Raw genomic sequence first — 17,749 nt, forward strand, 5'->3', positions numbered from 1 at the left:
AGGACGCGATCAGGCCGGAATAAGCTCCAGCTCGCGACCGACGCGGACAAAGGCGGCAATCGCTGCATCAAGCTGCTCGCGGCTATGGGCGGCACTCATCTGGGTCCGGATCCGGGCCTGGCCTTGCGGCACGACCGGATAGAAGAAACCGGTGACGTAAATGCCTTCTTCCAGCAGGCGCTCGGCCATCCGCTGGGCCTTCGGTGCGTCGTAGATCATCACCGGCACGATGGGATGGATGCCGGGCTTGATGTCGAAACCGGCGGCTGTCATCTGTTCACGGAAATAGGCGGTATTGACCCGGACCTGTTCGCGCAGATCATCGGCATGGGCCAGCATGTCGAACACCTTGATCGCGGCAGCGACCACATGCGGCGGCAGCGAATTGGAGAACAGATAGGGGCGCGAGCGCTGGCGCAGCATCTCGATGATTTCGCCGCGGCCGGTGGTGAATCCGCCCAGTGCGCCACCCAGAGCCTTGCCCAGGGTGCCGGTGAATATGTCGATCTTGTCCATCACGCCATGGACCTCGGCGGCGCCGCGCCCGGTGGCCCCCAGAAAACCGGTGCAATGGCATTCGTCGATATGGACCCAGGCGTCATGATGACGAGCCAGGGCGGTGATCTCGTCCAGCGGTGCGATGAAGCCGTCCATGGAAAAGGCACCGTCGGTGGTGATCAGCTTGGTGCGGGCGCCGGCCTTTCCGGCTTCGATCAGCCGCTGCTCCAGCTCGGCCATGTCGCGATTGGCATAACGATGGCGGGCCGCCTTGCACAGGCGCACGCCATCGATGATGGAGGCGTGGTTCAGCGCATCGGAGATGATGGCGTCCGAGGCATCCAGCAGCGGCTCGAACAGGCCGCCATTGGCGTCGAAACAGGCGGCGTACAGGATGGTGTCATCGGTGCCGAAGAACTCCGATATCTTCGCTTCCAGCTGTTTGTGCAGATCCTGGGTGCCGCAGATGAAGCGCACGCTGGCCATGCCGAAACCGTGGCTGTCCAGTGCGTCCTTGGCGGCCTGGATCACCTCGGGATGATCGGCCAGGCCCAGATAATTGTTGGCGCAGAAATTGATGACCTGCTGGCCGGATTGCAGACGGATGCTGGAAGACTGCGGCGAGGTGATGATGCGTTCGGACTTGAACAGTCCCTGTTCGCGGATGGATGCAAGTTCGGCTTGCAGGCGGTCTTGTCCGGGATAGCTCATGATGATGGCTCTGGAGTGCTGAAAAGAGGGGCGGGTTGACGGGGCCGCCGCCGCGGCAGGCCGGCCCCGCCCGGGGGTCTTTATTGTGGGTGCTTGGCCATCGATTGAAAACGTGGCCGGGAATGCCGGTTCGTTAGTGCAGGCCCAGATCCACCCGTGTCACCGGCTCGTGCGCGGCCGTGCCATCGGATGCGTGCTTCTTGCCGTCGTCGGAGCTTATCAGGGGTACATGCAGCGACACACGGGTGTCGTTGATCTTGCCGTGCATCCAGCCGGCCACGGCCAGGGCTCGCTTGCTGGCCAGATTCTGCAGCTGGTGCTCGCCGATGCCGGCATGTTCCTTGATCGCGGCCATCATGGCGGCATCGGAGGGCGTCTTCTCCATGCCGAGGAAGTTCCTGGGCTTCTTGAAGCGATCCCGGTGGTACACCTTCACCAGCAGGTCGTGATATTCATCGGCCGGCAGTTTGGGCATCGGTCCGTCGGCATCGATGTGCTGACGGTGGTATTCGCTGCGGATCTCGTTGTCGACCCAGTGCTCGCGCAGTCCCTGTACATCGGCGACCGGGTCAGCCCGGCCGGTGATATCAAGATTCAGCGAAGGGCGTTGTTTCAGCATGGTCGCCAGCTTCTGCAAATGGCCGATGGCGGTGGCATCCAGCTCGGCCGAGCCGGGGGCGAAGCGCAGCTGGCCCAGCTCTCTGGGGCCGCTGTGATCGCCGAAGGCCGAGGCCAGCAGTCGGAAGGGCGAGCTGACGGCCCGGCCGACCAGATCGCGCATGGCATGCCAGAACAGGTCGCTGATGCTGAATTGCGGGTCCGACAGCGAGCCGGAAACCGGCAGGCGGATATCGATTTCTCCGCGCGAATTCTTCAGCAGGGCGATCGCCAGCTTGACCGGAAGATGCGCTACGCCGGGCGTGGTGACGGCCGGACCGAAGGTCAGCTGACTGATCAGCAGGTGGTTTTCCGCCTGCAGCCTGCCGTCTTTCAGGATGTAATGCACGTCGGCATTCAGCAGGCCCGATGTGATCGGATAGCCGGTATAGCGGCTGGAATAGGTGCTGAGGTTGGGCAAGGGCACGCTGTTGGCCGTGCCGGTGACATCGGCGAAGGCATCCGGGGCCAGCGGATCGATCTTGCCTTCGATCAGCACCGGCGAGAGCTGGTTCAGGGTACCGAACAGCGCCAGGTCGGCGGGTGCGCCGCCCAGATTGCCGAAGCTGCCGATCCGGCCTTGCAAGCCGGTGACGTCGGCATTGAAATGAGGTCTGACGAAGTTGTCGCTGTAATTGAGCTGCCCCTGCAGCATGCGGATGCCGCCGATATGCAGTTGCATCGGCAGGCTGGCGCTGACCTGCAGGGCAGGCACGCTGGAGACGTTGCCGGAGACGGAGCCTGGCGCGGCGGCATGACTGATGGTGGTGGTCGTGGTCACTTCGTTCGGCGCTGCCAGCAGTCGTTCAAGATTGGTATGGCCATCCGGATTGACGATGACGCGGGCATAGAAGTTGGCCAGTCCGATCTGCTGGATATCGACCCGGGTCTGGCCCCGGTGTCTGCGCAGTTGCAGGCCGTCGAGCTGCAGATGGCTCCAGCGCAGCAAGGGACCGCCGCTGGTCAGATCCTTGATCTGTACATGGTTGAGGCGGGCATCGCCCTGGAAGGCGTATTGATGCGCGGAGTGATACAGAAGCCGGCCTTTGCCGCCCATGCGGGCACTCTGGATCTGGATCTGCAATGGCAGCGGCACCAGATCCTGGATCGGGGCCAGGTCGACGCGATCCATTTGCAGCATCAACTGTGCGGTCACCGGCGACAAGCCGACCGGTCCGTCGGCTTTGATCGTGCCGCGATGACCGGTAACGGCATCCAGATTCAGCTCGGCCTGGCTGCCGGCTTTGCTGGACAGGTGCTGCAGTCGCAATTGCCGGATATCCAGCTGCAATGGCTGGGGATGGTCATCACCCCTCTGCTGCAATTGCAGCTGGGCCTGGCTGAGCGTGAAGCGTCCCAGCTGCCATGACCATGGCGCTGCGGCTGTCACGTGGCCAGACCGGGCGGCCGTACCGGAGGGAAAGGACCAGCTTTGCAGCAGGTCCAGGCTGTCATCCTGCTTGCGGGCTGTCAGCTGCAGGCCTTGCCATTCGGCATCAGCCAGATCCACGTGCCGACGGCTCAGGTCCAGGGTATTCAGTTGAAGATCAAGGCGTTGCCATTGCAGCGGGGCGAGGCCCAGCCGCTGCAGCTTGACGTCGCGCAGGCTCAGTCGGGAGGTTCCCAGCTGCAGTTGCAGGGACGGTTTCAGGCTGGCCTTGAACTGGGTCAGGCTGTCCAGCCGCCCATCAAGCTGAAGCTGGTGCCGCCATTCGGCCGGCAGCCAGGCCAGCCATGGTGCCAGCGCCAGATTCTTGACCTGGGCGGTGCCGGACGCGCGCAGGGCCTGCCATTGCAGGTGACTGTCCAGTTGCAGATCACCTCCGCTGCCGACATGGGCCGACAAGTGCAGGGGGACGGCCTTGTCGTTGCTGGAGGCGATGCTGCCCAGAGTCAGCTGCAGCTGACTGATCTGCAGGGGGGCATCCATGCCGGCGCGCCGCACCTCCAGCTGCGCCTGATGCAATTCGATGCCGGCGATGGCCAGCTCCGGTGCGCGGATGGTTGTCGGTGCTGCCGTTGCAGGCGTGGCAACCGTGCCGGTCGTGGCGAGGGGCGGAGTGGCGATGGCTGTCGGGGCCGTGGCTGCTGGTCGGGTCAGTGCATCCAGCCAAGGCAGGTGACCGCCGGCATCCAGTTGCAGCTTGACCCGCGGCTGATCCAGGCTGATCCGGCCCAGCCGATAGCGACCTTGCAGGGGGTCTACATCAGTCAGCTCGATATCGGCCGAGGCCAGGTCCAGCAGGGGCTGGCGGTTCGCGGTCTGGATCTGCAGCTGCCGCAACTGCAGTTGTCCCTGCAATTGCAGCGAGGCCGGCTGCCGCCCTGCGTCGTAGTCCAGTTGCAGATCGCCGGACAGCCGGCCCGAAGGAATGGCCAACGGCAGGGCCACGGGAAGATAGGGCAGCCAGGCGGCAAGATCGGCATTCTGCAACTGGATATGGGCCCGGCTGCGCAGCTGGCTGGCGAACGGCAGGGTGCTGGCCTCGATGTGCAGCGGTGCGCCGTCCATCCGCAGATCCAGGCGGGGACGCACTTCCAGATCTGGACGGGCGCCGATATTGGCGAGCAGGGGTATCGCCAGTTGCAGCTGGTCCAGCCGGTGTCGACGCTGCAGAACCTGGTCGTTCATGTCTACCCGGCCATTGATCAGTTCGATATTGGCGATGGCGAACTGCGGCAGCGGACCGGTGGACGGTGCCAGCAGCGGTGCCAGCAGGTCATCGATATCGAGCTTGCCTGATGGCAGGCGGCTGAGCTGGATCTGTGGCTGCAAGATTCGCAGTCGGCCGATGACGGGCACCCGGTACCACAGCGAACGCCAGGAAAGGCGCGTGTCGATCCGTTCGACGTCGGCGATGTCAGCACCGCTGGTGCGTCGGAGCCCCAGCTGCTGGATGCCCAGATTCAAGGTCCACGGGTTGAAGCGAATGGAGCCGATATCGACATGAAACCCGGCCGGCAGCAGGTTCGGGCGATGCAAGGTGTGGCGGATCGCCCATGGCACCAGCAAGGCCGGCAACAGACTCCAGCCCAGGATCAGGCCGAGCAGGGTCTTCCATGGCAGCCAGCGCAGCCGGTGCGGCGGCGGGCGAGATGTCTTGGCAGCGGCAATGTCCAGCGCTTTGACTCCGTCAGGCTGATCCGGTCCGCCGGCGGGCGGCTGTCTGGCGGCATGGTAGCAGGCCGTCGCAGCCGGAACACGCCGGCCGGGTCATCGGTTTACCAGGAGCAGACCACCTTGCCGCAGGCGCCTGCGTCCATCAGGTCGAAGCCGCGCTGGAAATCGTCGATCTGGATCTGGTGGGTCAATGCCTTCTGCAGCGGGAAGCCTGTCAGCACCATCTGGGTCATCTTGTACCAGGTCTCATACATCTTGCGGCCATAGATGCCTTGCAGTGTCAGGCCCTTGAAGATGACCTTGTCCCAGTCGATGCCGGCGCCGCTGGGCAGAATGCCGAGCAGGGCGATCTTGCCGCCGTGGTACATGGTGCTCAGCATGTCGTTGAAGGCGCGCGGATTGCCGCTCATTTCCAGACCGACGTCAAAGCCGTCGATATGCAGATCCTTGACCACCTCGGTCAGCGACTGGTTGGCGACATTCACGACACGGGTCGCCCCCATGTCGGCGGCCAGTTTGAGCCGGTAGTCGTTGATGTCGGTGACCACCACATTGCGGGCGCCGACATGCTTGGCAATGCCGGCGGCAATGATGCCGATGGGGCCGGCACCGGTGATCAGCACATCCTCACCGACCAGGTCGAATTCCAGTGCGCAATGGGCGGCATTGCCGTAGGGATCGAAGAACGCGGCCAGTTCGGAAGGGATCTGGTCGGGAATCGGCCACAGATTGCTGGCCGGTACGGCAACATACTCGGCGAAGGCGCCGTCACGATTGACCCCAATCCCTGTCGTGTTGGGACACAGGTGCTGGCGGCCAGCCCGGCAATTGCGGCAATGTCCGCAAACAACATGACCTTCCGCGGATACACGGTCGCCGATCGCGTAGCCGACTACGCCCGGGCCGATTTCGGCGACCCGGCCGACAAATTCATGGCCGATGACCAGGCCGGGCCGGATGGTGCGCTGACTCCAGCTGTCCCAGTTGTAGATATGCAGGTCGGTGCCGCAGATCGCGGTTTTCTCGACCTTGATCAGTACCTCGTTGGGGCCGATGACGGGCATCGGCACCTCTTCCATCCAGATTCCGCGGGACGGGTGGCGCTTGACCAGGGCTTTCATTGTCGTGGACATGGAGTGTCGAACCAGCAAATGGGAAAGGGGGCAGGATGGGCCTGCCTGACCGGCGATTATAGAACCCCGGCCTTTCGCCTGCATCGGCCGGCGGGAGCTTGCGGCCGGCAACGTGGCGGGCAAGCTGGCCGCTCACGCTCTACAATAGGCCATGTCTATCGATACCCGACCACTTGCGATTTTCCTGATGGGGCCGACAGCGTCCGGCAAGACAGCCCTGGCCTGCGCCTTGAGCGAGGCCTTCGGGTTGGACCTGATCAGCGTGGACTCTGCGCTGGTGTACCGCGGCCTGGATATCGGTACCGCCAAACCCGATCCGGCGACCTTGCAGCGCTATCCGCACGCGCTGGTCGATATCCGTGATCCCGGGCAGGCCTACAGTGCCGGCGAATTCCGCACGGATGCGCTGGCGGCCATGCGGGCGAGCACGGCACGCGGGCGGATCCCCCTGCTGGTCGGCGGTACCGGCTTGTACTTCCGGGCCTTGCAGAGTGGCCTGTCGAGCTTGCCGGCGGCTGATCCGGCGATTCGCGCACGGCTGACGGCCGAGGCCGCCGCAGACGGCTGGGCTGTCCTGCATGCCCGGCTTGCCGGGCTGGATCCGGCGGCGGCGGCAAGGATCGGGCCGGCCGATGCCCAGCGCATCCAGCGGGCACTGGAAGTGATCGAGATCAGCGGCGAGCCGCTGTCCGTGCTGCAGTCCCGTGGCCAAGATCAGTCTCTGGGCTGGCGGGTGCTGAAACTGGCCTTGTGGCCGCAAGATCGGGCGATTCTGCATCGGCGTATCGAGCAGCGGTTCGAGGCCATTCTGGCGGCAGGGCTGATCGATGAAGTGCGCCGCCTGCTGCAGGCCGCACCGTTGGATCCCGAGCTGCCGGCGCTGAGGGCGGTGGGTTACCGGCAGGCGCTGGAGTGGCTTGCCCGGCCGGGTCAGCCCTTGCAGGAGCTTCGCGACAAGGGGGTGTTCGCCACCCGCCAGCTGGCCAAACGGCAGCTGACCTGGTTGCGTGCGGAGCTGGATGCCCGCCATCTGCGGATGGAGGCACCCGATCTGGACGCACGGGCTGCGTCGGCCATTCGCGACTTTGTGCGATTGAACTGATACTTTGTTGCAGGCGCACAGCGGCAAGCGTCTGCGCTTTATTTGTGTGTTTAAATACAGTTAATATCCGGGAACTTGGACCCGCGCGGTTTTGCACTTTTTGGGGTCCACCCGTCTGGAGGGGAAAAAAACAATGTCCAAAGGACAATCGCTGCAAGATCCGTTTCTGAATGCATTGCGTCGTGAGCGCATTCCAGTCGCGATTTATCTGGTGAACGGCATCAAGTTGCAGGGTACGGTCGAATCTTTCGACCAGTTCGTGGTGTTGCTGCGCAATCAGGTCAGCCAGATGGTCTACAAGCATGCCATTTCCACCGTGGTCCCCAGCCGCAATGTCCGCCTGACTCCGGCGGGTCAGGACGACGCGGTGGAAGCCCAGATCATCGAAGGCGGCACCGCTGACGCTTGATCGCCGGGAGTTCGACCCCAGGTGGCCGACGACTGAAGGCCCGCGATTCCGGAGACGGAGTCGCGGGCCTTCGGGTGTATGCTTTGTCGACGGCAGATCGGCTGCCGAAAGATTTTTGGAGGCTTGGGTCCAGCAGTGTTCGATAGACAAAAAAAAGGTGACAGGGCCGTGCTGGTATTGCCGCACGGCGGTTCGGTCAGCGGCAATCCGGTACGGCGTGCCGATGAATTCGCCGAACTGGCGGCTTCGGCCGGGGCTCAGGTGCTGGCGCGGGTCGCGGCACGGGTAGCCGACCCCAACCCGCGTTATTACATCGGCACCGGCAAGGCCGAGGAAGTGCGCGAAGCCGCCGCGGCTGTGGATGCCAATGTCATCCTGGTCGACCATATTCTCAGTCCGGTGCAGGAACGCAACCTGGAAAAATTGCTGGACCTGCGAGTGGTGGACCGGGCCGGCCTGATTCTGGACATCTTTGCCCAGCGAGCGCGCTCGCACGAAGGCAAGCTGGAGGTCGAGCTGGCTCAGCTCAAGCATCTGGCTACGCGGCTGGTCCGGGGCTGGACCCATCTGGACAGCCAGCGCGGTGGCGCCATCGGCAACCGCGGTCCCGGCGAGACCCAGCTGGAAACCGATCGTCGCCTGCTGGGCGAGCGTGTCAAGCTGCTGACCCGGCGACTGGAAAAGGTCCAGACCCAGCGTACCCAGCAGCGGCGGGCGCGATTGCGCAATACCGTGCCGCGCGTAGCGCTGGTCGGCTATACCAATGCCGGCAAGTCGACCTTGTTCAATGCCATCACTCAAGGGGATGTCTATGCGGCTGACCAGCTGTTCGCAACTCTGGATCCGACGGTACGCCAGCTGGAAGGACTGACTTGCGGGCCGGCTGTGCTGGCCGATACCGTGGGCTTCGTCCGCGACCTGCCGCATGATCTGGTCGCAGCCTTCCGCGCGACGCTGGCTGAAGCCAGGGATGCCGATCTGCTGCTGCATGTAAGTGATGCGGCTGATGACGAGCGAGAGCACCTTCAGCAGGTGGTCGACGAGGTCCTTGAAGAGATCGGTGCCGGTGACGTGCCCCAGTTGCGGGTGATGAACAAGGTCGACCTGACCGAAGGCCTGCCACGCCTCGACCGTGATGCCGAAGGCAAGGTGCACCGGGTCTGGCTGTCGGCCGCCAGCGGGCAGGGACTGGACTTGTTGCGCGATGCGCTGGGTGAGTTGCTGGCCGGTCATGATCGCATCCGTGCCACGGTGTGTCTGCCGCTGGCATTCGGTCGCCTGCATGCCCGGTTGTGGGCGCAGGGGCTGATTACAGCCGAGCGTGTCGAGGATGATGGTTGGTACCTGGATCTGCAGACGCCGCGCCAGGTACTGGTCCAGCTGGCCTCCCATCTCGGCGGAGCCGAAGCCGTCTGGTTGCGCGAGGTCGCCGGTCCGGAGCCCGAACCGGCGGATGATGAGTATGAGGTCTTGCCGCTGACCTGAGGGGCGGTCAAGCCTGATGCCGGAGTACTTGCATGCATGTAGTGGCCGCGATTTTGAAAGATGCCGCCGGGCGGGTATTGCTGGCGCAACGCCCGCCCGGCAAGCATCTGGCCGGGCAGTGGGAGTTTGCCGGTGGCAAGCTGGAGCCTGGCGAGGGGCGCCTTCAAGGTCTGGTTCGCGAGATCGAGGAAGAACTGGGCGTCACCGTCCAGGCGGCCCATCCATGGATATGGTTGCCTTGGCGCTACGGTGACCGATCCTTGCAGTTGGACGTCTGGATGGTGGATTCATGGCAAGGTCTTCCGCGCGGTCGCGAAGGGCAGGCGATTGCCTGGCGCGATCCTGCTTCGATGGATCCGGGCCTGATGGCAGGCGCCGACCGGATGGTGCTGCGCCGCTTGCAGCTGCCTCCGCGATATCTGATCACTTCGGCCGAAGCGGCGCCTCAGGATCGCCCACGGATCGAGCGGCAGCTGCGTGAGTGGCTGGCCGGTGGTCAGAGCCTGATCCAGTTGCGGCTGCCCTTGTGGTCGGTGGCGCAGATACGTGCCCTGGCGGCGGAGTTGCTGCCTGTGGCGCGGTCCGTCGGCGCCAGCCTGCTGTTGAATGCGGATGTCGAGGGAGCGCGCATGCTGGGAGCGGGCACAGGTGTGCAGCTGCGCTCCAGTCAGTTGGCGCAGTGGTCGCAACGGCCTCTGCCATGGGGGCAGCGGGTGGGTGCCAGTTGTCACGATGTCGACGAACTGGCCGCGGCGGTGGCGCTGGATGTCGACTTCGCGACCTTGTCGCCGGTCCGGGCCACGGCGTCGCATCCCGGTGTGCCGGGTATGGGCTGGGAGCGATTTGCCGAGCAGGTGGCCGCTGCGGCGGTGCCAGTCTATGCCCTGGGTGGTGTGGGCCCCGATGATGGCGCCCGTGCCGCCGAGGCCGGCGCCCAGGGCGTGGCCGGCATCAGGGCCTTCGTCGACCGGGGCGACTGATATCAGCCGTCGATGACATAGTCCCTGGCCAGGCGAAGATACTGCTGATGCAGGGCGGCCACCTGGTCGTCCAGCGCCGATTCGCTGCCGTTGTTGCGGATGACGTCATCGGCGATGGCCAGACGGGCCGCTGCGCTGCTCTGGCTGGCGATGATGCGTTCGGCCAGTTCGATGCCGATGCCGTCACGCTGCAGCAGGCGCTGCAGCTGCAGTGCCGGATCGATGTCGATCACCAGCACCCGTTGCAGCCAGTCATAGGCTGCCTGATGTTCGGTCAGCAAGGGAATGGCCAGCATGGCATAGGGCTGATGCTGCTGCCGTACCTTGTCCTGCAGCCAGCGCCGGATCCGGGGATGGATGATGGCTTCCAGTTCGATCCTGGCGGCAGGCTTGTCGAAAATGCGCGCACGCATCGCAGGGCGATCCAGTTCGCCGGCGGCATCCAGGACTCCGGACCCGAAGCGCTCGACGATCTCGGCCAGACCGGCGCTGCCGGCAGCCACTACGGCGCGCGCAGCCTGATCGGCATCATGAACGGGAACGCCCAGGGTCTGGAAGCGTCGGGTGACCGCGGTCTTGCCGGCGGCGATGCCGCCGGTGACGGCGACGACCCAGGCTCGGTCCGCGGTGGTCATGGCCGCAGCCACTGCAGCCACAGCGGGGCGAGCTGGTGACCGGTGATCAGCCACAGCCAGCCGGCTGCCGCCAGAAACGGTCCGAAAGCCATCGGCACGCCTTGTTGTCGGTGGCGGCCCAGGATCAGACCGATGCCGACCACGGCGCCGACCAGGGATGACAGCAGGATGATGGGCAGCAGGGCGCCCGGTCCCATCCATGCGCCCAGTGCCGCCAGCAGCTTGAAGTCACCATGACCCATGCCTTCCTTGCCGGTGAGCAGACGGAACAGCCAGTACACGCTCCACAGACTGAGATAGCCGATGGCTGCACCGAGAATGGCGTCGGCCGGTACTGGCCCGAAGGGCCACAAGCTCAGCAGCAGACCGGCCCACAGCAGCGGCAGGGTGATCGCATCAGGCAGCAGCTGGGTACGGATATCGATCACCGCGAGCGTCAGCAAAGCCCAACCCAGACCCATGGCTGCCAGTGCATGCAGATTGGCGCCGGTATGAAAAACGGTGATGCCGCCGATCAAGGCGGCGGCCAGCTCGACCAGCGGGTACTGGATCGAGATCGGCGCCTGACAGTAACGGCAGCGACCGCGCAACATGAGCCAGCTCAGCAAGGGGATATTGTCCCGCAGTCCCAGCGGATGCTGACAGTGCGGGCAGTGCGAGGCCTTGCGCACGATGCCCGGTGGCAGCTCGGCATCGGTCGGGAGCTCAAGGCAGCGCTGGGCCTCCTGCCGCCATTCGGCCTCCATGCGCCGCGGCAGGCGCAGGATCACTACGTTGAGAAAGCTGCCCACGATCAGGCCAAACAGGGCGGCCCAGCCGGCCCAGATCAAGGGAGAGAATATCGGCATGGTCAAGTGCTGCGATCCATTTCAGTTCAATGCCGCCATCGGCGGAAAAGGGGGGGGGTACCGGGGCGAGCGGATGTTGCTTCACACCGTGCCGGCCATCTTGAAGATGGGCAGATAGATCGAGATCACCATGCCGCCGACCAGGACGCCCAGAACCACCATGATCAGGGGTTCCAGCAGGCTGGAAAGGGTATCGACCGCATTGTTGACCTCTTCCTCGTAGAAATCCGCGACCTTGAACAGCATGCTGTCCAGTGCGCCGGATTCTTCGCCGATGGCGGTCATCTGTACCACCATATTGGGAAACAGGCCGGTCTGACGCATCGCCAGCTGCATCTGGTGACCGACTGCCACGTCATCACGCATGGCACGGACGGCGTTGGCATAGACCACGCTGCCGGTGGCGCCGGCGACGGCTTCCAGGGCTTCCACCAGTGGCACGCCGGCCTGGAAGGTGACGCCCAGGGTCCGGGCGAAACGTGCGATGGCCGACTGGCGAAGGATGTTGCCGATCACCGGCAGATGCAGGGACAGCCGATCCAGTACTTCGGCAAAAGCCCTGGATCGACGCTTGCCAATGATGCTGCCCGCGATCGCGGCGACCAGGGCGCCGATCACCAGCCACCACCAGGACTGCATGAACTTCGAGGCGCCGATCACGAACTGGGTCGGCGCCGGCAGCTCCGCGCCGGCATCGCTGAAGGTCTGCTGGAAGACCGGGACCACGAACAGCAGCAGGATCATGGTCACGCCCAGTGCCACCACCATCACCATCACCGGATAAAACAAGGCCTTCTTGATCTTGGCCTTGATCGCCTCGATGCGTTCCTTGTAAGTGGCGACGGTGGCCAGCACCGTATCCAGCACGCCGGCGGATTCGCCGGCATGGACCAGATTGCGGTACAGCTCGTCGAACTGCTGGGGATAGCGGCCCAGCGCCTCGTGCAGGGAGGAGCCTGACTCGATGCCCGAGCGGACATCATTGAGCATGTTCTTGAAGCGGATATTGCGCTGACCGCCGGCGATGATGTCGAAGGCCTGTACCATGGGCACACCGGCGGCCATCATGGTCGCGATCTGGCGACTGAAAATGGCGATGTCGCGAGGCTTGACGGCCTTGCCCGCAGCGCCGAACAGCGGCTTGGGCCGCTCCTTGACGCTGCGCGGATTCATGCCCAGGCGACGTAGCTCGGCCTTGACCAGGGCTGCATTCTTGCCCTGCATCTCGCCCTTCATCAGCTTGTTGCGCTTGTCCAGAGCGACCCATTCATAGGTGACCAGTCCGGGCACGGTCTGGGCTGACGGCGGGAGGCTGGGGCCGGGGGCCATGCATAAATCCTTGCGGCAAAAGGTGGCTACGGGCCGCCCGGGCCAGTGCCTGAGCGGATCAGTCCTTGGTGATGCGTGCCATTTCGGCAAGGCTGATGATACCGGCCTTGACCTTGCTCAGGGCGGATTCGCGCAAATCCGGGATGCCGGCCTCGGCAGCGGCTTCGGCGATCTGCATGGCGCCGCCGCCACGCAGGATGATCTGCTGGATATTCTCCAGCAGCGGCATCACCTGATAGATGCCGACCCGGCCCTTGTAGCCGCCATTGCACTGCTCGCAGCCGACCGGCTCATAGATCGTCAGGCCGGCATCGATGTCCGTCTCGCTGAAGCCTTCGGCAAGCAGGGCGTGGCGCGGCAGTTCCACCGGACGCTTGCAGCTGTGCAGGCGCCGGGCCAGGCGCTGGGCGATCACCAAGGTCACCGAGGAGATGATGTTGTAAGGTGCGATGCCCATGTTCATCAGGCGGGCAATGGTCTGTGGCGCGTCATTGGTGTGCAGGGTGGACAGCACCATATGGCCGGTCTGGGCGGCCTTGATCGCGATTTCGGCGGTTTCCACGTCACGGATCTCGCCGACCATGATCACATCCGGATCCTGTCGCAGGAACGAGCGCAGGGCGGCGGCGAACGTCATGCCGCGCTTGGCATTCTGTTCGACCTGGTTGATGCCTTCGACCCGGATTTCCACCGGATCTTCGACCGTCGAGATATTGCGCTCGTCGGTATTGAGGATATTCAGGGCGGTATACAGCGAGACGGTCTTGCCCGAGCCGGTCGGGCCGGTAACCAGCACCATGCCGTAGGGCTTGTGGATCGCGTCCAGATAGAGTCGCTTCTGGAACTCCTCATAGCCCAGCTTGTCGATGCCCAGCTTGGCGGAAGAGCCGTCCAGGATCCGCAGTACGATCTTCTCGCCGAACAGTGTCGGCAAGGTACTGACACGAAAGTCCATCGCCTGGGTCCTGGACAGGTTGAGCTTGATCCGGCCATCCTGCGGCACTCGCCGCTCGGCGATATCCAGACCGGCCATGACCTTGAGCCGCGATGACAGGCGGGGAGCCAGCTTGGGAGGCGGGCTGGCCACGGCGATCAGCAGGCCATCCAGGCGCAGGCGGATCCGGTAATGCTGCTCGAACGGTTCGAAATGGATGTCGGAGGCGCCGCGACGAATCGCGTCAAGCAGGATCTTGTTGACGAACTTGACGATGGGCGCGTCATCGGCGGCATTGGCATCGATGCCGCTGATGGATTCTTCCTGGTCACCGTATTCGTGCTCCAGTTCGCTCAGCACCGAATCGTCGATGTGCGGCAGTGCAGCGCCGAGCTTGTTGACGGCGGCATGGATGAATTGCTGCAGCTGGCGGTGCTCGACCAGCAGCGGTTCGATGATGTGACTGGACTGGAACTTGAATTCGTCGATCACATGGCTCTGCATGGGATCGGCGATGGCGACATAGAGTCGCTTGTTGCGCCGCATGATGGGCAGTGCCTGATGCTTGCTGATCAGGGCTTCATTGAGCAGCTCGGCCGGCAGCTCCGGCATGTCCAGGGCGGCCAGATCCACCAGCGGAATACCGAACTCGCGGGACGAGGCCTCGCTCAGCGAGAGGCTGTCGACGGCCTGCCGGTCCTGCAGCCAGCTCACCAGGGTCTGTCTTTGCGTATTGGCCTCCGCCATGGCATGGCGAATGGCATCTTCGGACATCAGGCCTTCGTCCACCAGTCGGCGGGAGAGGCCTCTCAGGGGACTGGAAGCGTGATTGAACTGCGTCGACATGAGCGGGTCACTGTGGGGGACCTGGCCAATTTAGCGCATTGCAAGGCTGCTCGCCTATGCAGCGACGGGCATCCGCAGGCTTGCAAGCGTGATCCGGTAGCCGTTTTCGACAAGGCATGCTGACACGTCATGTTGACAGGGAATCGTGGCAACGGAGCGAGAGGCAGGGCATGGCCGGGCATACGCGGACCCTGCATGCAAAAAAAGCCGGAGCAAGGCTCCGGCTTTTCAGAGGGCGGATCGACCTGTCATGCAGGTCGATCCGGTTCTTCAGCGCGAGAACTTCGGGCGCGGACCGCGACCGCCGGGGCGGCCCTTGCCATAGCCGCCACCGCCGCGACGTGGCGGGGCAGAACCGCCGGCGTCAGGTGATTCGGTGCCGTCCCATTCATGGATCTTCAGCTGGCGCTGGGCGACCCAGACATTGCCGAGGTGATCGAATACCTCGCGCGGCATGCCGTCCGGCAGATCGACCAGGGTGTATTCGCCACGGATGCTGAGCTTGCCGATGAACTGGCTCTCCAGACCGCTTTCGTTGGCGATGGCGCCGACGATGTTGCCGGGCTTCACACCGTGCTGGTGACCGACTTCGATGCGGTAGGTGCGCTTGCCTTCCTCGGTACGGTGTTCACGCATCGGGCGCGGGGCGCGGCTGTCACGGTCGCCACGCTCCGGACGATCGCCGCGTTCGCTGCGCTGGCGGCGCTCGTCATTTTCGAACGGGCGTGGCTCGCGCTTGGGCGGCGGAGTCAGCAGCAGCGGCTGGTCGCCTTGCGACAGCTTGGCCAGCGCGGCAGCGATCTCGATGGCCGGAACATTGTGCTCCTGCTCGTACTGCTCGATCAGCTGCTGGAACAGCTCCAGTCCGTCCAGGCCCAGGGTCTCGGTAATGCGGTCCTTGAAACGGTTGACGCGACGGTCGTTGACGGCCTCGATCGTCGGCAGCTTCATTTCCTCGATGGGCTGGCGGGTAGCACGCTCGATCGCCCGCAGCATGCCCTTTTCGCGGGGCGTGACGAACAGGATCGCCTCGCCGCTGCGGCCGGCGCGACCGGTACGGCCGATGCGGTGCACATAGCTTTCCGTGTCATACGGGATGTCGTAGTTCAGTACGTGGCTGATTCGCTCGACGTCCAGACCGCGGGCAGCCACATCGGTGGCCACCAGAATGTCCAGTTTGCCGTCCTTCAGCTGCTGGATCACGCGCTCGCGTTGCGGCTGGGCGATATCGCCGTTGATGGCGGCGGCGGCAAAACCGCGTGCCTGCAGGCGTTCGGACAGCTCTTCGGTGGCCTGCTTGGTGCGGGCGAAGACGATCATCGCATCGAAGGACTCGGCCTCCAGGATGCGGGTCATCGCGTCCAGCTTGTGCAGGCCGCTGACCCACCAGTAGCGCTGGCGGATATTGGTATTGGTGCTGGTCGCGGCCTTGATGGTCACTTCGACCGGCGTTTTCAGGTGCTGCTGGGCGATCTTGCGGATCTGCGAAGGCATGGTGGCCGAGAACAGCGCGACCTGGCGGGTTGGCGGGGTGGCCTCCAGAACTTTTTCGACGTCGTCGATAAAGCCCATCCGCAGCATTTCGTCGGCTTCGTCCAGCACCAGGAACTTCAGCTCGGACAGGTCCAGCGAGCCCCGGGTCAGATGGTCAATGACACGGCCCGGGGTGCCGACGATGACCTGTACGCCACGACGCAGGGCCTGCAGCTGCGGACCGTAGCTCTGGCCACCGTAGATCGGCAGAATGTGGAAACCCGGCATGTGCGCGGCATAGCGCTGGAAGGCCTCGGCGACCTGGATGGCCAGTTCGCGGGTCGGGGCCAGCACCAGTGCCTGCGGCTTGTTGCTGTCGCGCTCGATGCGCGAGAGCACCGGCAGGGCGAAGGCCGCGGTCTTGCCGGTGCCGGTCTGGGCCTGGCCCAGCACATCGCGGCCTTCGAGCAGCGGCGGAATGGTGGCGGACTGGATGGGGGAAGGGGATTCATATCCGACCTCGCGCAGCGCCTGAAGAATTTCGGGGCGCAAAGGCAAAGCGGAAAAACCGGCAGGGGCCGGCGAGGATTCGGAAACAGGGGACGACATGGCAACCTCAATGCGGGATGCGTGTGCAAATGGTACACGCATGGTTTTCTATTGTAACAGATTTAGGGACTTGGCGCTGAGTTCGGCAAGCTGTCGATCGCCGCATTCCGATGCGGGAGCGGGCGACTATACTGAAGCGACATTCAGGCAAAGGTGGATCTGGGCATGACTGGAAAATTGACGGACCGCGTGGCTCTGGTGACCGGAGCATCGTCGGGCATTGGCGAGGCCACTGCCTTGGCGCTGGCCAAGGCCAGTGCCCGCGTCGCTCTGGTAGGGCGGCGCGAGGAGCGACTGAGGTCTGTGGCCGAGATGATCCGGACGGAGGGTGGCGAGGCGCGGGTCTATGTGGCGGATCTGGTCGACGAGGCTGCGGCCAGCCAGGTCGTGCGGGACTGCGAAGCGGATTTCGGGCGTCTGGACATTCTGGTCAACAATGCCGGCGTGATGTATCTGGAGCCGGTGCTGACGGCGGATCTGGGGCGCTGGCGGCAGATGATCGAACTTAATCTGCTGAGCCTGATCGCGGCCACCCAGGCGGCGCTGCCCGGCATGAAACAGCGGGGCGAGGGCCATATCATCAATATTGCCTCCACGGCCGGTCGTATCGCCAACCCCAACGGCGCCGGCTACTCGGCGACCAAGTTCGGGGTGGTGGCGTTTTCCGAGGCCTTGCGCAAGGAGGTCCATGCCGACCGGATCCGGGTCACCGTGATCGAGCCGGGTCTGGTGGCCACCGAGCTGCGCGAGCATATCGCCGACAAGGCCGTACAGGGCGCGATCAATGCCTGGGCCGACAGCCTGCGCCAGCTGCAGTCCGAGGATATCGCCGATGCCGTGGTCTATTGCGCGACCCGGCCTGCTCATGTGGCGATCAACGAGATGCTGATCCGGCCGACAGACCAGGAGCGCTGAGAGTGGTTTGGCGGATTCGGGCAACGCGAGAGCTCCGGAAAGCGGCATGGGCCGGCGGTCGAGC

Annotated in this window: 13 protein-coding genes; 5 read left to right on the plus strand and 8 right to left on the minus strand. The window is 64.3% G+C overall.

What is annotated here, in order from left to right; translation table 11 throughout:
* Window positions 1–9: 9 nt before the first annotated feature.
* From kbl to tdh, 3 genes are all read right to left on the minus strand, one after another.
* Window positions 10–1,209: a glycine C-acetyltransferase gene (gene kbl / locus FRAAU_RS05770; RefSeq protein WP_014402629.1), complete on the minus strand. Its 1,200-nt coding sequence runs from the start codon at window positions 1,207–1,209 to the stop codon at window positions 10–12.
* Between the two features lie 133 nt (window positions 1,210–1,342).
* On the minus strand, window positions 1,343–4,987 hold the full coding sequence (locus tag FRAAU_RS05775) for a DUF748 domain-containing protein (RefSeq protein WP_486620752.1): 3,645 nt from the start codon (window positions 4,985–4,987) through the stop codon (window positions 1,343–1,345).
* Between the two features lie 101 nt (window positions 4,988–5,088).
* Window positions 5,089–6,108 (minus strand): L-threonine 3-dehydrogenase, encoded by a 1,020-nt coding sequence (tdh, locus tag FRAAU_RS05780; protein ID WP_041270404.1) that lies wholly within the window; start codon window positions 6,106–6,108, stop codon window positions 5,089–5,091.
* A 163-nt stretch (window positions 6,109–6,271) separates the two neighbouring features.
* Here tdh and miaA point away from each other — a divergent pair, with 163 nt between their 5' ends.
* The 4 genes from miaA to FRAAU_RS05800 all read left to right on the plus strand — a co-directional run bounded on the left by miaA (window position 6,272) and on the right by FRAAU_RS05800 (window position 10,096).
* Window positions 6,272–7,222, plus strand: a complete 951-nt coding sequence (gene miaA, locus FRAAU_RS05785; RefSeq protein ID WP_014402632.1) for a tRNA (adenosine(37)-N6)-dimethylallyltransferase MiaA — start codon at window positions 6,272–6,274, stop codon at window positions 7,220–7,222.
* A gap of 133 nt (window positions 7,223–7,355) precedes the next feature.
* Complete coding sequence (hfq, locus tag FRAAU_RS05790; RefSeq protein WP_014402633.1) at window positions 7,356–7,631, plus strand: RNA chaperone Hfq; 276 nt, start codon at window positions 7,356–7,358, stop codon at window positions 7,629–7,631.
* Window positions 7,632–7,766: 135 nt separating this feature from the next.
* The gene (gene hflX / locus FRAAU_RS05795; RefSeq protein WP_041270405.1) at window positions 7,767–9,116 is read left to right on the plus strand and encodes a ribosome rescue GTPase HflX; all 1,350 of its coding nucleotides are present in this window, start codon (window positions 7,767–7,769) and stop codon (window positions 9,114–9,116) included.
* 32 nt (window positions 9,117–9,148) lie between these two features.
* Complete coding sequence (locus tag FRAAU_RS05800; protein ID WP_014402635.1) at window positions 9,149–10,096, plus strand: Nudix family hydrolase; 948 nt, start codon at window positions 9,149–9,151, stop codon at window positions 10,094–10,096.
* 2 nt (window positions 10,097–10,098) lie between these two features.
* Here the strand turns inward: FRAAU_RS05800 and coaE are convergent, their stop codons facing one another.
* The 5 genes from coaE to FRAAU_RS05825 all read right to left on the minus strand — a co-directional run bounded on the left by coaE (window position 10,099) and on the right by FRAAU_RS05825 (window position 16,770).
* Window positions 10,099–10,731 carry a dephospho-CoA kinase gene (gene coaE / locus FRAAU_RS05805; RefSeq protein WP_014402636.1) on the minus strand — a complete coding sequence of 211 codons (633 nt, stop codon included), beginning with the start codon at window positions 10,729–10,731 and terminating at the stop codon, window positions 10,099–10,101.
* Window positions 10,728–11,579 carry a prepilin peptidase gene (locus tag FRAAU_RS05810; protein ID WP_014402637.1) on the minus strand — a complete coding sequence of 284 codons (852 nt, stop codon included), beginning with the start codon at window positions 11,577–11,579 and terminating at the stop codon, window positions 10,728–10,730. The genes coaE and FRAAU_RS05810 overlap by 4 nt, the downstream gene beginning before the upstream one ends.
* A gap of 81 nt (window positions 11,580–11,660) precedes the next feature.
* The gene (locus FRAAU_RS05815; RefSeq protein ID WP_014402638.1) at window positions 11,661–12,908 is read right to left on the minus strand and encodes a type II secretion system F family protein; all 1,248 of its coding nucleotides are present in this window, start codon (window positions 12,906–12,908) and stop codon (window positions 11,661–11,663) included.
* A gap of 58 nt (window positions 12,909–12,966) precedes the next feature.
* Complete coding sequence (pilB, locus tag FRAAU_RS05820) at window positions 12,967–14,688, minus strand: type IV-A pilus assembly ATPase PilB (protein WP_014402639.1); 1,722 nt, start codon at window positions 14,686–14,688, stop codon at window positions 12,967–12,969.
* A 270-nt stretch (window positions 14,689–14,958) separates the two neighbouring features.
* The gene (locus tag FRAAU_RS05825; RefSeq protein WP_014402640.1) at window positions 14,959–16,770 is read right to left on the minus strand and encodes a DEAD/DEAH box helicase; all 1,812 of its coding nucleotides are present in this window, start codon (window positions 16,768–16,770) and stop codon (window positions 14,959–14,961) included.
* A gap of 165 nt (window positions 16,771–16,935) precedes the next feature.
* On the opposite strand from FRAAU_RS05825, the gene FRAAU_RS05830 reads away from it, so the two are divergent.
* Entirely contained in the window at window positions 16,936–17,685 is a 750-nt protein-coding gene (locus FRAAU_RS05830; RefSeq protein ID WP_014402641.1) for an SDR family NAD(P)-dependent oxidoreductase, read from the plus strand.
* Window positions 17,686–17,749: the final 64 nt, after the last annotated feature.

The sequence above is a fragment of the Frateuria aurantia DSM 6220 genome (assembly GCF_000242255.2).
Taxonomy (GTDB): Bacteria; Pseudomonadota; Gammaproteobacteria; order Xanthomonadales; family Rhodanobacteraceae; genus Frateuria; species Frateuria aurantia.

Excerpts from the sequence above, each read along its gene's own strand:
- kbl (WP_014402629.1), bottom strand. The coding sequence starts at position 1,209 with ATGAGCTATCCCGGACAAGACCGCCTGCAAGCCGAACTTGCATCCATC.
- tdh (WP_041270404.1), bottom strand. The coding sequence starts at position 6,108 with ATGAAAGCCCTGGTCAAGCGCCACCCGTCCCGCGGAATCTGGATGGAA.
- miaA (WP_014402632.1), top strand. The coding sequence starts at position 6,272 with ATGTCTATCGATACCCGACCACTTGCGATTTTCCTGATGGGGCCGACA.
- hfq (WP_014402633.1), top strand. The coding sequence starts at position 7,356 with ATGTCCAAAGGACAATCGCTGCAAGATCCGTTTCTGAATGCATTGCGT.
- FRAAU_RS05800 (WP_014402635.1), top strand. The coding sequence starts at position 9,149 with ATGCATGTAGTGGCCGCGATTTTGAAAGATGCCGCCGGGCGGGTATTG.
- coaE (WP_014402636.1), bottom strand. The coding sequence starts at position 10,731 with ATGACCACCGCGGACCGAGCCTGGGTCGTCGCCGTCACCGGCGGCATC.
- FRAAU_RS05810 (WP_014402637.1), bottom strand. The coding sequence starts at position 11,579 with ATGCCGATATTCTCTCCCTTGATCTGGGCCGGCTGGGCCGCCCTGTTT.
- FRAAU_RS05815 (WP_014402638.1), bottom strand. The coding sequence starts at position 12,908 with ATGGCCCCCGGCCCCAGCCTCCCGCCGTCAGCCCAGACCGTGCCCGGA.
- pilB (WP_014402639.1), bottom strand. The coding sequence starts at position 14,688 with ATGTCGACGCAGTTCAATCACGCTTCCAGTCCCCTGAGAGGCCTCTCC.
- FRAAU_RS05825 (WP_014402640.1), bottom strand. The coding sequence starts at position 16,770 with ATGTCGTCCCCTGTTTCCGAATCCTCGCCGGCCCCTGCCGGTTTTTCC.
- FRAAU_RS05830 (WP_014402641.1), top strand. The coding sequence starts at position 16,936 with ATGACTGGAAAATTGACGGACCGCGTGGCTCTGGTGACCGGAGCATCG.